This is a genomic window from Nitrosarchaeum sp. (assembly GCF_025699065.1).
Taxonomy (GTDB): Archaea; Thermoproteota; Nitrososphaeria; order Nitrososphaerales; family Nitrosopumilaceae; genus Nitrosarchaeum.
Genome location: NZ_JAILWF010000002.1, coordinates 239726 through 256028, shown reverse-complemented (window position 1 = coordinate 256028; position 16303 = coordinate 239726). Strand labels below are relative to the sequence as shown.

The following is a 16303-nucleotide window of genomic DNA, read 5'->3' as shown; positions in this document are numbered from 1 at the left end:
TCCGTTTATCGTTTCATCTTGTGTAGGACAAGAATCTGAAGAATCTGGAATGCCATCACCATCAGTGTCAGTTGGAGGAACTACATCTGGACAACCATCTGAATCTTCAAATCCGTTTATCGTTTCATCTTGTGTAGGACAAGAATCTGAAGAATCTGGAATGCCATCACCATCAGTGTCAGTTGGAGGAACTACATCTGGACAACCATCTGAATCTTCAAATCCGTTTATCGTTTCAGGATCAGTAGGACAAGAATCTGAAGAATCTGGAATGCCATCACCATCAGTGTCTAAGGATTGTGCAAAAATGCTATCGGGTGATAAAAGAATAAGCAGTATAAAACCGAATAAAATGGTATAATTGTTCAATCTTCTTTCCCTATCTCAGCATGGGTCAGATTTCCCATATAAAAAACATTGAGAACGTTTTATCGTTTCTTTGAATTAAAGATAAAAATTATGAAAAAATTTCAGACTATTTTCTAGATTTCAAATGTTTGTGAACTTTGAAACCAATTACTGTTGGTGCTGCAATATACATTCCCAAGTTCAAAGCAATGACAGAGATTCCCAATCCTAACACTTGTGCATCAGAGCCATCTTCAGCTAGTGTCATAATCGAGAGAGTAGATATCATTGGAGTGATAAATGCTCGTACTGCTTCTTGGAACAATGGATGCTCTCTTTCTAGATCAGCAATTGTTGGTGAGAATGAGTAATAGATTTGGTTAAATCCACTCATAAAGGCCAATCCAGATGAAGTGCTCATTACAGTATTATCTCTAATCTCTCTTAGGAATTGTACTTGTGGAGCTAATTCAGTTCCATATGCTGCAGTAGCAATCAAACATGCACCACCTGGTTTTTTGTCATCATCGACTTTAATTACTTGACAAACACCATTTACTAATTCAGTTCCTTTACCACATACTGGTGGTTCTTCTTCTACTGGTTCTGGAACTATACATTTTCCATTCATCAATTCTTCACCAGGAGGACATTGTATTGGTTCTGGTACGTCATCAACACATTTTCCATTAACTAATTTTTGACCTGTTGGACATGTAATTTCTTCAGCAACACATTTTCCATTAACTAATTTTTGACCTGTTGGACATGTAATTGGGTTGTTATCACCACCTGAGATGATACCACCATCTCCTCCAGTAAATTTGAATTTAATTTCAGATTTTAATCCAGAAAAATTTGCAAAAACTTTGTAGTCACCTGGTGCTTTGAATTGTGGACCATCGGCTTTTACAGTTGTTTGAAAAGAACCATCCGCATTGGGATGAACTTGGGCAATTGTAACGATATTGTTATCTGGCGCTCTAACAATAATGGAGACATCACCAGAACCAAGATTTTCAATGTTGTTAATCAGACCGCTGATGACTACAATTCCACCTTGCCCGTAAATGTTAAGATCAGTCTTTAAGTTAAGATTGTTTTTTGGACCTGTTACAACATCTTGGCATTCATTATTTTGCCATATTTGATTAGGGCCACAATTAATATCCTGACAAATACCATTTTGTTCTATTTGATTATCACCACATTCTACACTTTGAGCATATGCATTTCCAATAAATCCATACGATAATAGAGAAATTGACAATAATACTAGGAAACCCACGAGCTTCATTTTCATTTTGAATCAGGCATGAGGGTATTTATGTATTCAATGAAAGAAAAATTGACCTGATTATACTCGAATTATACCTTTATTGACCAAGTATTGGATTGATTTTATAAAGTCGTCATCAGAGATTTGTCCATTATACCACCATTTAGCATTATTTTTAATCCAATCAGGAACCATTCTTTCAGAATTTTGATATTCTTTTGGAGAATTGATTATTTTTTCTTTAACCATTTGTTTTAAATCATCAATAATTTCAGAGTTAGAAGACCATTGTTTTACATTATCTTTAATCCAAGCAGGCATATTGTGTAAAGCAGTAAACGAAACTAATCCAACGTTAACACCATTATGGAATAACTGAATTTTATAAACGCCTGATAAAGAATTTTGATTTATTGAAAACGCAGCACGATAGCTTCCACTATCAGATATTACTGCAGCAAAGTGTTGAACTACTCCATCTGGACGTATTAATGAGATATCTAATGGAATTCCTTTTTTATGATTACCAATACTACCAGACAAGATTATTTCTTCAGAAGAACCAGATGATGGAATCAAGATTTTATTAGCACTTAATTGAGGCGAAGTAGAAAATTGTGTTGTTGATTTAGGATTTAACAAGTGAAATATGTTTGAATTACCAGAAGCATCTCTAGAGTCATAATATTTTGCATCAAGACTTCCTCCTGCTGTTGAAATTAGTTTCGTTCCAGACTTATCGCAAATTTGAGATGGCATCTTGAACGTTCCTTCAAATATACCAGTACTAGGTCCAGTCTCAACTAATGTAAAACCAGTAGAAGCAAGTCCTCCATACTCAACTCCATTAATGACACATCGTTTGTAACGAATATCTTTTAGTAAAATTTCTAATAAAATATTTCCTGAGTTACCAACAGTATCTACATTTGGAGAATTTGCATCATTATTTACTAGATAAATATCAACAACATCACTTTTCAAATTAAGATCAGAATCCCTGAGGGTAATTGTTACAGGTTGACCAAATCTGTATATACTTGAACCAGAAGAGATAGTACCGGAATTTGTAGAAATATCAGATTTAGTAGAAGTCGTTGTAATTACTCCAACTTTATCTAAATCAGAATAAGATATGGCAATTCCTTTTTCATCAATCAATCTATTAGTTACAATAAATTTTATTTCATCATCAATTGTTCTTAGTGTTTTAATGAAATTAGGATCTAAAATGTTGAGTTGATTAGCTGCAGCATATTCAAGAGTACCAACAAATTTTGAAGAATTATCACTTGTCTCTTCTAGTTCAAATCTGTAAATGGCATTATTGATATCATTGTTATTCGATAATCCAAACGAAAAGAAATCAAAAACTATCGGTTGTTTATTTTTTTCTGCAGAAATGCTTCCAACTGTAGGAGTGTTATTACTCGAATCAAAATTTATGACAAGATATACAATTCCACTCCTAGTAGATAATTGTTGAATATCGGCATCATCTAATTGAACAAGCCCATGGGATGAAGACAGATCACCAGAATCAACTATAGTAATTGGTAAAGAACCCAAAGTTCCAAAAGATATAGTGATTGACGTATCTGTAAAATCTGTGACTCCAAAATCATTCTCAAAAGATCTAAGATCGTAATTTATCCAGTTAGTACCATCATTGTTTGAAATAGATGAATCTATGAAAAGCGATTGCAAGGTTGATGCAGAAACACCAAGGTTCAATGATAGTTGTTTAAAAGTTGGAATTGCTACATTTGACGTATCAATAAACAATCGTGCAGAGTTTTTGTCAGGTATTGATGAGTTAGATGTATCACCGGCATTTAATGCGGTGGCAGAAGAATGAAATTGCACATCGTTTGCATTGCCAAGAGTTATTGGATTTCCAATCTTTAAGGTAGGAACTAAAGATGAATCTCTAAAGACATCTAAATGATCTCTACTTGCAGAATTGATATTTTGATCAGAATCCATTAAAGTTATAGGAAATTTTTTGCCAGGTGTGAGTGATTTAGTACCTTCTCCAACAGTCAAGGTGGATTTTATTGAAATTGAAGAGGTTGACGAACCTGTAAGAACAGAAATAGATTTTTGATTATAGTCTATTTGTCCACTTTGACCTCTTGGAGCATCAGCAAGAATTCTAACAACAGAATCATCACCATTATCAACACTATCAAAGATTCCAGAATTTGGACCATTTTCTACCAAAGTAACAATTTTGGGAAATTGGTTTCCGGGGATATCATCATCAACAAAAGTACCAGGCTGTTTATCATTTGATGTTAATTGCATTATATTTCCCAAATTAATTGAAAGTTTTCCATTATCTTTAAAACCCAAATTTGAAAGGTTGTTGTTCAAATTTACTAATCCTGAAGTGCCATTTGCAGAATTTGAACCTGAAGTATCAAATGCTTGATAAAAAGTAGCAAGAGGAGAATTAACATTAAATGTCCATGAATCTTCGTCTGTCGGATCTTGATTTAATTGAAAATCATTTACAGTTAGAAAAACTTGTGAATTCTGAGGATATACTGATCTATCAAGTGTTAGAGAGATGTTTGAACTTTCATCGTATTCAAGAGAAACACTTTGTGGGTTTCCACCAGCGTTGTATTGAATTTGGACATCACTAAAAGAGAAGAGTTGAATTAAAGGCCATGCATTAGAATCCAATCCAATTTGGCCAGTTGGAATATTGGAGTTGGTGTTAATTGACTGTGGATTTCTTACAACATTATTAAGATTCATAGAGTTTGTTAGTGTTCCAGTACACTGATTAAATGATGAAACACCATTTGTAAAACCAGATAGACCATTACTTCTTGGAACTGCAAAACCATTAGTTTCAGAAAGAGAGATTCCAAAAACAGATGATGCAGTATCCCTACTACAAAAAACACCAAAGTCTAAGCCTTTACCAGATGTCGTAGATTGAGTAGAGTCAGCTACTTTGGCTTTATCGGCATTTGCAAAATATGCATACCAGTTACCATCAGTTGCTTGAACCATTCGTAATGATTTACCGTTTAACGTAACATTGGGTTCTCCTTTTCCTTGATCAGTATCATGTAAATTTGGATCACGGATTACAACTTCAACCACCATAGAGCCAGAAAATCGGTTGTTAAATTGAGAGTTTTCTGCTGAAACAAACAGATTAGGATTACTGGCTGCTTCTACACTAATAATTGGGGTTAATAGTATGGATGAAAAAATGCCAAGTAAAATTACATATTTGTGACTCATCATAAAGAAAAACAACGTTTATCACAAATAATCTTGTCGTATGAATTGCATTTAGAATACTTGTAATACATGAGAGGGTTACCAAGAGGTAGAAATGTTGGAACAAAAAACAAAAGTTTTACAGATTTCACTAGTAGCCATTTTTTCAGCATTTGTAGTTGAATTAGTTTTTGGGTTAATTTCGAATAGTCTTGGTCTAATTACAGATAGCATTCATGCCCTATTAGATAGCGTTGTTACAGTAATACTACTTTTAGCTGCTAGATATGCAATAAAACCTCCCGATGAAGAACATACCTATGGTCATGGAAAAATTGAATCCCTTGGAGGGCTTATTGGCGGAATTGCTATTTTTCTCATAGCAATATTTTTCATTTATGAGTCAATTCACAGATTGCAGAATCCAGTACATAATGCATTACCTGGCATGTTTGCAATTATTGGAGGATTATACACAATTGGAATCGATATTTTCAGAATAATTATTCTTCGAAGATCAATTAAAAAAATCGGAGGAGTTACTCTCAAAGCTGATTTCTATCATGCATTTATGGATCTAGGCTCAACAATAATTGCAATAGCAGGAATTGTGTTTGTTGTACATGGTTTCTATAATGGAGACTTTATTGCCGCATTAATTCTTGGAGTTGTTTTGGTAATACTTAGTTTGAAATTGATTCATAGAACTGCATTGGATTTAACGGATATCATATCACCAGAGCTTGTAAAAAAAGTAAAAGAAATTGTCTTGAATACAGAAGGAGTAATAGAAGCTGAAGCAATTTTAATGAGAAAATCAGGAGATGTGATTTTTACAGATGTCACAATATCTCTAAGGGGCGATACAAGTTTTGATAGTGCACATGAAATTAGCAATGAGGTCGAAAATAATATTAAAAAGAAATTGCCTAACGCTGCAATCACTATTCATTTTGAGCCAAATTGGAAAGATGTACCACTAAATGCAAAAATTAACGACATAGCAAAAAGTGTAGAGGGAGTTAAAGAAGTTCATAATATCATATCTCATAAGACAAAAGGAAAAACTTACTCAAATTTACACGTCATGGTAGATAATGAAATCAACCTTGATTTAGCTCATAAAATATCAGAGGAGATAGAACAAAAAATTCAAGAAAATATTCCTGAAATTGAACATGTGACTATTCATCTTGAGCCATTTCTCACAGTTCCAAAAAATTTGAATGTGGAAGATAAGATTACAGAAGAGAAGATAAGAGAAATTTTAGAGCAATACACTGTAATTAAAAAAATAGGTCGAATAGTTTCTTTAAATTTTGAAAATATTCTTAAAATCGATATTGATTGTTCATTTGACAAAGAATTATCGATCGAAAAAGTTCATGACATGACTTCTGAAATAGAACATGCGATAAGAACTCAGATTAAAAATGCTGTAATTACAATACACCCAGAACCAGTTTAGACTAAGATGCTTGTTAAGTACATAACTAGCATACCAATAGCAAATCCAGAGGCTACAGAAGCACTAGAAAGAGTAATGTCTCCCTCATCTCTAATCCATTTTAATATCACAATAATTACTTGAAATATTGCACCTGCACCTATTGAAAGAAAGATTATTGATGTGAATGGAGAATATACAAAACCACCAAGCCATGCACCAAAAATAGCTGGAGAGCCTGCAATCATTCCCATGGCAGCTAGTTTTCCAATCATTAATTTTCCTCTAGACATTGGCGCTGCAATTGCAATGCCTTCAGTAGTATTGTGCAAAGCAAAGCCTACAATCAAAAATGTACTAAATGCAACAGAGCCTAAACCGACTGCTGCACCGATTGCTAATCCTTCTCCAAAATTGTGTAGTCCAATTCCAATTGATATCATTAATGCGATTGCAACAGGTTTTGCAATCTTGGAAGAGTTAGCTCTTGAAACAAGTTTATTTCCTGAATAAAATAATCCCAGAAAAGATAATACAATTACAGTTGCAATGAGCAAAATTCCATTGAAGCTTCCTGCAAGACTTTCATTTGATACTTCTACTGCCTCTTCAATTGAATCAATTGCTAAGAAAAATAACAATCCTGCAGTTAATGCTAAAAAGAAATGAAATTTTTGTTTGCTAATTTTCTTAATAAAAGGAAGCCAGAGTAATCCTATCATAACAGGGATTATTCCAACATAAGTTCCAATTATTGCAAAAAATATTGCAAGATCCAGAGTAGGTTCTAGTGCAGGAGCTGCTGCTTCTATTTCTTTTTCAAATCTTGTTCCATCACCTATAGTAATTCCAACTATGTATGGTTCAGCCTCATTCCATTCAAAAGGAATTCTGACCAAAGCTGATTCGAATCGTTCAAGAGACCTATCTGGTTCTACGGCAGCAGGTTGAATTCTATCATTTACATCTGCCATTGCAATCTCAACTGGAATTGGTCCAGTGTTTCTTACAGTTGCTTGAATTTCAGAGTCATGAAAATCTACTTTTTCAATAGTTATTTCAGGTAATGGTACTCCTAAATCTAACAGATCAGCACCTGGTCCGAAAATATAGGCCATCATAATGATTACAAATGCAAATGGAATTAAGCCACTAGCAACAATCTTGACTTTAGAGGAATTATCACTAAGTTCCATATTCTACCTTCTGAGAATTCTTGTCAGGATCATCCTTTACAAGAAATATTCCAACCCAACCTTTTTCGGAGAACTCTACCTTATGGGCATGAAACAGATATTTTCCAGGATACTCGTATTCAAATTCCATAATGCCACGTTCAGTTTGTGATAATGTTATCATGTCAGTATAAAATGATGGAACAAGATCAGTTCCTGTTGGATAATACCTATACAAATTACCATGAAGATGTAAATTGTTTATCGGATCAAATTCCACCATATTAACAACATAAACTCGAATCAATTCGTTTGTGTTAATCTGGATTGGATGATGTTGATAATAAAATGGGATAGTGTTTACGGCATAAAAATTATTTTCAGTGTCAAAATCAGTATCCAATCCATTTAAGACCATCACCATTTCATCAGCAGGTGGACGTTTTTCCTTAGGATCAACAATGAAGACACCATAAAGACCATGAACTATGTGTTCTTCAAGTGGCATTACGTGACAATGATAAGGATGAACACCAACAGGGCCAGCTTCAAATTCATAAATAAATTGACCGCCATTACCACCTACAGGTTCGAAAACACCATCCATTCCAGCTGGATGAATTCCATGAAAATGTATAGTGTGTTCTTTTGAACCATTATTTATGAAATGAACCCTAACAATGTCACCTTCAGTAGCTCTAATTGTAGGACCTGGAACAGTTCCATTAAAAGTCCAAACATTGTAAAATATTCCAGGAGAAATTTCTTGAATCTTATCATCCTCTGCAATTATTGTATAATCACGGATTGTTTGTCCAGTTTCAGATATCGATAACCTTCCAAACTCAAAATTTCTTAAATATTGATCTGGATCAAACTCCACAGATGATACAGTGTAGAGTGGATCAAGTACTTCGCCAGATGTCCTTACAACTGCTCCAGAATGAGTAACAAATGTTTTCTGCTCAGATTGAGCCTCAGATATTGCAGGAAAAATCATAATTATTGAAATTCCAAATATTACAAAAATCACCAGTAACATTACGTTTGATCTATTAAATTTCAAATTCAATTATCATGCATGATTTGTTTATTTAAAAGTTAGCCTAGGCTAACTTTTTTAGCCTAATCTAATTTTTGGTTATAGAATAAATTAAATATTAAAAAATTAGGTTTAAACTAAAGAATACCACAAGCATGACATGCAAAGAATTGGCATTCTTTTTGTGATTGTAGGAGGCATAGTATGTACAGGAATAATTTTGTCATTTTATGGAAATCAAGTAATTTTTGAGGATTTGATCAAGGGAGAAGGACAATTTAAGGTCGGAGAAAGTTTGATAATTCCAGCTGAATTAGATAATAAGGAGACACAAAATGGAATTTATGCGATTCAAATACTTGATTCTAAAGGAATTAAAGCGAAAATATTAGATCCATTTGATGTTGAAATAGAATCGCAATTAATCGATGATGAAGACTATGAAGGACAGTTCAAAATTACTACTCCTGGCATATACAAATTAGTTATTGAAAATACAAATGATAAAGAAATTAAGATCTTTGGAGTTATAGGACCAGAACCTGACGCAGGTAAGAAATCATTAGGATTTATTTCTCTATATGTTCTCATAATTGGATTAATTGGAATGATTATTGTTCCAATTTATGCAATAAAAAATCGTAAGAGATCTTTTAGTTAAGATAACTATCCATTTTTTCTAAGCCTTCAATTGTTGCATTAAAGGTATCACTATTTTCTACGATTTGAGTTAATTTTTCAGTATTTGCAGAAAAGACAGATTTTCCATTAATTGAATTTTTAAAAATAAACCCTTTTTCAATTAAGTAAGAAAGTCTTTCCAAAACCTCACTTTCAGAAATAGATGATTTTTCCGCTAAGAAAGAACATTCTTTTTCACCATCTTCTAAATCAGCTAAAATAGATGAGGTCACAGGATCAAACATGCAGTCAACTACTTTTTCCCGATCAAATGCATCATCCATTTTATTCCTAAATGTTTATGTGAATTTATAACTTATCTAATTCAAAATCATAGCCATTAGAATACCAATAAGATAATTAATAAAAAAAATAATTGCAAATAATGCAAAAGTTATGTCTCAAAGACCCTTCTGGAAAAGGAAAACATTGTTTCTGCATTGAAATTGATGCCCAAAGAGGAGTGAAAAAATGCTGTAAATGCAGTCAATGGAATGTACACGGTAAAGACTGGACAGAAGATTCAGACTTTAGATAAATTTGAGTATTCTGTGCATATTAGATCATGGCTGAAATAGACCTTAAGAGATACAAATTAGGAATAGTCATTATCAGTTCCTAATTGAAATGCTTTGAATCAACGCCTAGCATGGTTTTTATCGGGGTAACTAAGAATTTTTGAATACTTGAGTACCCAAGAATATAGACACATTGTTAGGATTGTAGGGAACGACATTCCAGGAGCTAAAAAAGCCATTGTCGGATTAACCCAGATTAAAGGAATTGGATATAATTTTGCTACTGCAATTTTAGATACTTTAAAAATCAACACTAATACAAACATCGGTTTTCTATCTGAAGCCAATGTGGAATCAATTGAAAAATTAATTACCAATCCCATAGCAGGGAATTTTCCAGCATGGTTTCTTAATAGAAGAAAAGATATTGAAACTGGAGCAAATATGCATCTGTTAACCTCAGATATTCCTTTTACATTAAGAAATGATATCGAAAGAGAAAGGATCACAAACAGTTGGAGAGGTTATCGTCACATGTATGGATTAAAAGTTAGAGGACAATGTACTAGAACTACAGGCAGAAAAGGAGGAGCTGTTGGAGTTGCAAAAGCTGGTAAAGCAGCACCTGCAGCAGCAGCCGCAGCAGCACCTGCAGCAGCAGCCGCAGCAGCACCTGCAGCAGCAGCCGCAGCAAAACCGGCAGCAGCTAAACCAGCTGAAGAAAAGAAGGCAGCACCTGCGGAGAAAAAGAAATAGGTGAATTGAATGGGAGATCCTAAATATCCAAGACGTATGTGGCGAAAACCAAAAAGACCACTAAATTATGAATTAAAAATGGATGAATTAAAAACTCTTGGAACTTTTGGTTTAAGATCAAAAAGAGAATTATGGAAAGCGCATACAGAGTTATCTCGAGTTAGACATCAAGCAAGATCATTACTTGCATTAAGACAAGAAATTAGATTAGAAAAAGAACCAATTTTGATGAAATCATTATCAAGAATCGGACTGGTCAGTAATGAATCAACATTAGATGATGTGTTGAATCTCCAAGTTAACGATTTACTTTCGCGTAGACTACAAACAATTGTAACAAGAAAATTTGGATTTAAAACACCTTATCAAGCAAGACAAGCGGTAATTCACGGACACATAATGATTGGAGATAGAAAGGTAGACATCCCATCATATATTGTAACACTTGAAGAGGAAAAGAATATTCACTTTTCACCTGAATCTAACATTCCAAGTATGTTAGAAAGTACTAAAAAACCAGAAACAACCCAAGTTAATTCAGACATAGATGCAGTCAAAGAAGAATCTGAAGACGTTGTAGAAAGTTCTTCAACCAAATAATAATAAAAAACAAGTCTAACAGTAAATAACCCCTCATATTATAAAATAGATTAACCATGTGTTCAATTATAGGGTATTATGGAAATGAAGTAGCTGCACCCATAATAGTCAAAGGATTAAGGAGAATGGAATATCGTGGATATGACAGTGTAGGAGTTGCAACTGAATCAAATAGTCAAATTGAATTAAAAAAAGGAATTGGGAAAGTAGAAGAGGTAAATTCCAAGGTTCAACTTGACACATTACCCGGAAAAATTGGCATAGGCCATACTAGATGGGCAACTCATGGAAAGGTTACAGATGTTAATGCACACCCACATCCCAGTAATTCTGGAAAATTAGCAATTGTACACAATGGAATTATAGAGAATTTTGAAGAATTAAAAAAACAGCTAGAAAAAGATGGATATATTTTCAAAAGTGAAACAGATAGCGAAGTAATAGCGAATCTTCTTCAAAAAAATTATGAGAGTGTAAAAAATGTCAAAGATTCAATAATCAAAACAGTATCAGAGTTGAAAGGAAATTATGCATTTGTTGCAATGTTTGAGAATGGTCAAATGGCTGCAGCAAGGTTTCATGAGCCGTTAATTGTGGGAATTGGAAAAAATAGTTATTTTCTATCAAGTGATGTTTTAGGATTCATTGAACAAACAGATAATGCAATATACATTGAAAATGGAAATTTTGTTTTAATTGATAAAAATAAATTAGAAATTTTTGATTTTAATGGAAATGTCGTAAAACAGCAAATTACTAAAGTATCAAAAGAATTTGCAGATGCATACAAAGGGGCTTATGCACATTTTACATTAAAAGAAATTTCAGAACAACCTGACATTATATTCAAATCAGGAGAGAATACTAAAAATGCCATAAAAAATGCAGGAAATCAAATTAAAAATTCAAATAATATCTACATAACAGGAAGCGGAACTAGCTATAATGCAGCGCTAATAGCAAAACAAATCTTAGCAAAATATGCAAAAATTAAGACAGACACCATAATTTCAAGTGAATTACAATTTTCATCTCAAATAATTGAACCAGAATCAACATTAATTGCAATTTCTCAAAGTGGTGAAAGTGCAGATGTGTTAGAAGCTGTGAACATTGCTAAAAAAGAGAAATGCAAGATCATATCCATAGTAAATTCGCTTACATCATCTTTGGCAAGAGAATCAGACTTCATTATTGGTATGAATTGTGGTCCAGAAATAGGAGTTGCTGCAACAAAAAGTTTCACATCACAAATTATTGTAATATACAAATTAGTAGAAGTGATTTGTAATGGAAGTTTTGTTATTGATTATAAAGAAATTTCAAATGCAATTTCAAGGATTCTTGAAAATCACGTTCAAGTAAGAAACATTGCTAAGGAAATTAAAGAGATCTCAGATATTTACGTTCTAGGTAGAGGAGTTCATTATCCAATAGCCATAGAATCAGCTTTGAAGTTAAAAGAACTCACATACATTCATGCTGAAGGAATTGCTGGAGGAGAATTAAAACATGGGCCTCTGGCACTTATGGATTCCAATGTTTTTGTGATAATAATTAATCCAAATGATTCCACATATTCTGACACATTAACGAGTGCTAGAGAAATTAAGGCACGTGGTGCAAAAATAATCGGCATATCAGATGAAAAAAGTGATGTTTATGATTATTGGATAGAAATTCCAAAAACTAGTGAATTGGCATATCCAATTTCAGAAACAATTCCAATACAGTTATTATCATATTATGCTGCAATTGAAAAAGATACGGATCCAGATTATCCAAGGAATTTGGCTAAATCAGTTACAGTGAAGTAAAAAGTCGATGGTATTCTTTTTCGGCTAATGGTAAAAAATTAGCTGCATTGTTTCCAGTTTTAATCATTGATGCAATCATACTACCACCTGCACCAACTCCTTCCTTTGCAAATCCTTGTGAGAATGCTTTTAGTCCAGAAAACTGGGAATTTACAAGTCCGGGTTTTACAGCTATTGCTGGAATATCAGCAATTTCTGAAACAAGTGATTTGAAATTTGCACTCTCATCATCAGTGATATAGGAAGTAGTTCCAATAGCAGTGTTTTGTTCATTAAAACCAATTTTTGAGGCAAATGCCAATACAGCAGTCATTTGTGTACCACCCGCCAACATCACCTTAGTAACTTCAGATGCTGAGCTTAACATACCAGTTACAAAAGCAATCATTGGATCACCAACTTCAGATATTACATGGTATGGATTTTTCGAAGTTATTCTTTCTAATGCAGTATTTACAATTTGATTTTTTAGGTCTACAGGATTATTTGGAATACTAGAACTTACATTAGCTTTGAATCCCAATCCACGCAATACAGCAAGTGCAGTGGTTGTACCACCCGGAATACTTTCGCCTATAATCAAACAATCAGTCATTGAAGCAAGTATTCGTCCCACCATTCTGCCATAATCTACTGCCTGAGATACTTGAGAATTGTTCATCGCAGATTCAACTGAAATATTTTGTCCATGTAACAAACCGGTTTGGATGAAAGGTAGTTGTGGAGAAATCTTACTTCCAGCATTAATTACTATATGTGGAATGCTACATGATTCCAATGCTGTCTTTGTAAGTAAACCCGGAGTAGGTTTACCGTCAGGTGTCATTGGAATTTTATCTATAGTTTTACAATAACCATAGTAAAGATATTCTGCGTCTGCTGGTGGAGTAAATTTTATTGAATCTTTATCAGCACCAGCAAATGTTATGCCGGGGATTTCACAAGTCTCAGTATAAGATATTGCAAGTGAGAACAAAAAATTTCCAGATTTAACATCATCAATAAAATTTTGGGCTTTGGTTACATTACCAAAAAATTCAAAATCATCTAAATAGCTCATTGTCCCATCATGTCAAGAAATTCTTGTTCAGTTCGTTTTTGCATGACAAAATTAGTCAACTTTTCTTTTCCAATAGTAGATGTTAAAGAACCTCCATAATTATGCCCACAGTAAAGAATTAGATCATCATTTAACGAATAAAGAGTATCAAAAAGGCTGTGATACAATTCTTTGGCACTTCCTCCAGGTAGATCTATTCGTCCACAATTTCCTACAAAAAGAGTGTCACCAGAAAAAATTTTTCCATCTCCAATTAAACACATGCTATCCTGTGAATGACCGGGAGTGTGTAAAACAGTCAACTTTGAATTCCCAAATTCAATTATATCACCATCTTTTACAGTAATATCATGTTTTAATTCTGATTTTTCATGCTGAATTATTTGTGCATTGGTTAATTTCACCATACCCTCATTTCCGAGAGTATGATCAAAATGATGATGGGTGTTTACGATATATTTTATTTTTAAATTATTTCGTTGGATGATTTGTTCGATTTGGTCAAGATCCCAAGATGGATCAATTACTATAGCCTCATCAGTCTCTTCATCCTCTACAACATAAGTAAAATTTTGCATGTTTCCAACTTGAATCTGATGTACTTTCATAATACTCCCTCTTCAGCTTCTGGAGGAATTCCTATCTTCTCTGCATATAATTCACCAGTCAAATCTTTTCTTTTTGGTATACCCTGTTTCATTTTATGAAATGTTACGGTCATGTCAGATTTTACAAAGATATTTGCAGTTTCTCCGGTTTGTGGATCTAATCCAGATGGGACATCTACTGCAAACTTGAAGCAATTAGAATTGTTAATGTAATTAATTGCAGACACATATGGTTCTCGAATTTCACCAGATATTCCAGTACCTAGAATTGCATCAATAATCATATCTGGAATAAAATCAAAATGTAAATTATCACCGCTAAATAATTTTACAGAAGGCATTTTCTTTAAAATAGACCAATTCCAAGAACTTTCTTCAGTTTTTATTTTATCAGGAGATCCTAAAAGTTGTACTGTCACCATAGCTCCATATCCAGATAGATGTCTTGCCATAACTAGACCATCACCACCATTATTGCCCATACCCACAAAAATCAAAATATTTTTTGAAGTGACATCTCCAAATTTTTCAATCAATCGTCGTACAGCTGCAGCTCCTGCATTTTCCATCATAAATTTTTTTAAAAAACCCATAGCGTGGCCATTATTTTCTATTTGATACATTTGATCTACAGTTATCTCCATAATATAGAAAAGAATTATTCCAAAATAAGAGCTTTGGCAAATGATTTATTCTAGACTTTTGCCATACATCAACATGACATTAAAGAAAGTAAAGCCATCTTTAAATAAAATTGCAAAATCTTTAACAGAAAGTCAGGATGCCAGAGAATTTTTATTAAAAAATACAAGAGAAATAATAATTATTTCTAGTAAATCAATCATATCGTCTCATAAGGGAGATGTTAAAACAGCAAAAAACTATCTTAAACAAGCGGATGTTTTGTTAAAAAAATATAAGAAAAAAACTACACCAGATCTTCGAAAATATATGATTACACCTGAACAAGAATTTGTCGAGGCTGCATCATTAATAGCCATAATTGAAAAAAAGGAAATTCCTTCAGAAAAAGAATTAGGAGTAATGCCAGAATCATATGTTTTAGGATTAATGGATTGCATAGGAGAATTAAAAAGAATGATTTTCGATAAAATTAGAATTGGAGATATTGAGGAGGCAACAAGAATTTTTGAAGTGATGGAAAATTTGTATTTGAATTTGTATCCATTTTCAATGTATGATAAAGTGGTAAAAGAAGCTAGAAGAAAAATAGACGTAGATCGTATTTTAATTGATGATGTAAGAGGTGCAATTACTGAAGAGAAAAGGCGTTCAGATCTAATTGCAACGTTAAACAAACTTCAAAAATAGAATCTACATTAAATTAAATAATATGCGGGTGATGGGATTTGAACCCACGAACTCCTAAGAGACTAACCCCTCAAGCTAGCGCCTTTGGCCAGGCTGGGCGACACCCGCAACAAAAAATCCTTGTATGGTTTTTATAATCCTTGATTACTTTTTTGTACGTATGTTAATTCCTGTTAGATGTTTTACCTGTGGAAATTTAATTGCTGATAAGTATGAAGATTATCAAAATAAAGTAAGATCTGGAGAAGATCCAGCTAAAGGACTAGATTCTTTGGGAATTAACAGATATTGTTGTAGAAGAATGCTTTTGACTACAGTGGAAACTATTCAACAGGTTATTCCATTTTATGAAGCAATCCAAAGAAGACACCAAGAAGTCCAATCAGAATTAGAATAG

At 33.3% G+C, this 16303-nt stretch carries 17 protein-coding genes and 1 tRNA gene; 8 read left to right on the top strand and 10 right to left on the bottom strand.

Translation table 11 applies throughout. From position 1 onward, the window contains the following. The 3 genes from K5782_RS03725 to K5782_RS03715 all read right to left on the bottom strand — a co-directional run. Nucleotides 1-369 (bottom strand): thrombospondin type 3 repeat-containing protein (locus tag K5782_RS03725; RefSeq protein WP_297464072.1); only part of this gene is annotated, 369 nt, incomplete at its 3' end. 106 nt (nt 370-475) lie between these two features. Then, a complete protein-coding gene (locus tag K5782_RS03720) occupies nt 476-1636 on the bottom strand; it encodes an EB domain-containing protein (RefSeq protein ID WP_297464082.1) in 1161 nt (386 codons plus the stop codon). 69 nt (nt 1637-1705) lie between these two features. Beyond that, nucleotides 1706-4891: a peptidase gene (locus tag K5782_RS03715; RefSeq protein ID WP_297464071.1), complete on the bottom strand. Its 3186-nt coding sequence runs from the start codon at nt 4889-4891 to the stop codon at nt 1706-1708. 94 nt (nt 4892-4985) lie between these two features. Between K5782_RS03715 and K5782_RS03710 the strand changes: the two genes are divergently transcribed. Further along, nucleotides 4986-6338, top strand: coding sequence for a cation diffusion facilitator family transporter (locus tag K5782_RS03710; protein ID WP_297464070.1), 1353 nt, complete (start codon nt 4986-4988; stop codon nt 6336-6338). Here K5782_RS03710 and K5782_RS03705 read toward each other — a convergent pair. Together K5782_RS03705 and K5782_RS03700 are read right to left on the bottom strand one after the other, a co-directional pair. Beyond that, entirely contained in the window at nt 6335-7513 is a 1179-nt protein-coding gene (locus K5782_RS03705) for a divalent cation transporter (RefSeq protein ID WP_297464069.1), read from the bottom strand. The two genes, K5782_RS03710 and K5782_RS03705, sit on opposite strands and share 4 nt — an antisense overlap. Next, on the bottom strand, nt 7503-8534 hold the full coding sequence (locus tag K5782_RS03700; RefSeq protein WP_297464081.1) for a multicopper oxidase domain-containing protein: 1032 nt from the start codon (nt 8532-8534) through the stop codon (nt 7503-7505). The genes K5782_RS03705 and K5782_RS03700 overlap by 11 nt, the downstream gene beginning before the upstream one ends. A gap of 160 nt (nt 8535-8694) precedes the next feature. Here K5782_RS03700 and K5782_RS03695 point away from each other — a divergent pair, with 160 nt between their 5' ends. Then, the gene (locus tag K5782_RS03695; protein ID WP_297464068.1) at nt 8695-9195 is read left to right on the top strand and encodes a hypothetical protein; all 501 of its coding nucleotides are present in this window, start codon (nt 8695-8697) and stop codon (nt 9193-9195) included. On the opposite strand, the gene K5782_RS03690 is transcribed toward K5782_RS03695, so the two are convergent. After that, entirely contained in the window at nt 9188-9499 is a 312-nt protein-coding gene (locus K5782_RS03690) for a hypothetical protein (protein ID WP_297464066.1), read from the bottom strand. The genes K5782_RS03695 and K5782_RS03690 overlap by 8 nt on opposite strands. Before the next feature lie 101 nt (nt 9500-9600). On the opposite strand from K5782_RS03690, the gene K5782_RS03685 reads away from it, so the two are divergent. The 4 genes from K5782_RS03685 to glmS all read left to right on the top strand — a co-directional run bounded on the left by K5782_RS03685 (nt 9601) and on the right by glmS (nt 12906). After that, nucleotides 9601-9753 carry a hypothetical protein gene (locus tag K5782_RS03685; protein WP_297464065.1) on the top strand — a complete coding sequence of 51 codons (153 nt, stop codon included), beginning with the start codon at nt 9601-9603 and terminating at the stop codon, nt 9751-9753. Between the two features lie 148 nt (nt 9754-9901). Next, nucleotides 9902-10489: a 30S ribosomal protein S13 gene (locus tag K5782_RS03680; protein WP_297464063.1), complete on the top strand. Its 588-nt coding sequence runs from the start codon at nt 9902-9904 to the stop codon at nt 10487-10489. 9 nt (nt 10490-10498) lie between these two features. Next, entirely contained in the window at nt 10499-11089 is a 591-nt protein-coding gene (locus K5782_RS03675; RefSeq protein WP_297464062.1) for a 30S ribosomal protein S4, read from the top strand. A 56-nt stretch (nt 11090-11145) separates the two neighbouring features. Then, nucleotides 11146-12906 carry a glutamine--fructose-6-phosphate transaminase (isomerizing) gene (glmS, locus tag K5782_RS03670; RefSeq protein ID WP_297464061.1) on the top strand — a complete coding sequence of 587 codons (1761 nt, stop codon included), beginning with the start codon at nt 11146-11148 and terminating at the stop codon, nt 12904-12906. Here glmS and cobT read toward each other — a convergent pair. From cobT to K5782_RS03655, 3 genes are read right to left on the bottom strand one after another with little or no spacing between them, the layout of a single operon-like run. Continuing rightward, nucleotides 12893-13966, bottom strand: coding sequence for a nicotinate mononucleotide-dependent phosphoribosyltransferase CobT (cobT, locus tag K5782_RS03665; RefSeq protein ID WP_297464060.1), 1074 nt, complete (start codon nt 13964-13966; stop codon nt 12893-12895). The two genes, glmS and cobT, sit on opposite strands and share 14 nt — an antisense overlap. Next, complete coding sequence (locus K5782_RS03660) at nt 13963-14574, bottom strand: hydroxyacylglutathione hydrolase family protein (RefSeq protein ID WP_297464059.1); 612 nt, start codon at nt 14572-14574, stop codon at nt 13963-13965. Before K5782_RS03660 ends, cobT begins: the two co-directional genes overlap by 4 nt. Beyond that, on the bottom strand, nt 14571-15218 hold the full coding sequence (locus tag K5782_RS03655; protein ID WP_297464058.1) for an NAD(P)H-hydrate epimerase: 648 nt from the start codon (nt 15216-15218) through the stop codon (nt 14571-14573). The genes K5782_RS03660 and K5782_RS03655 overlap by 4 nt, the downstream gene beginning before the upstream one ends. 73 nt (nt 15219-15291) lie before the next feature. Here K5782_RS03655 and K5782_RS03650 point away from each other — a divergent pair, with 73 nt between their 5' ends. After that, nucleotides 15292-15906 carry an RNA-binding protein gene (locus K5782_RS03650; RefSeq protein WP_297464080.1) on the top strand — a complete coding sequence of 205 codons (615 nt, stop codon included), beginning with the start codon at nt 15292-15294 and terminating at the stop codon, nt 15904-15906. Between the two features lie 23 nt (nt 15907-15929). On the opposite strand, the gene K5782_RS03645 is transcribed toward K5782_RS03650, so the two are convergent. Then, a tRNA-Leu gene (locus K5782_RS03645) sits at nt 15930-16014 on the bottom strand. 52 nt (nt 16015-16066) lie between these two features. Here K5782_RS03645 and K5782_RS03640 point away from each other — a divergent pair. Then, entirely contained in the window at nt 16067-16303 is a 237-nt protein-coding gene (locus K5782_RS03640) for a DNA-directed RNA polymerase subunit N (RefSeq protein ID WP_007549691.1), read from the top strand.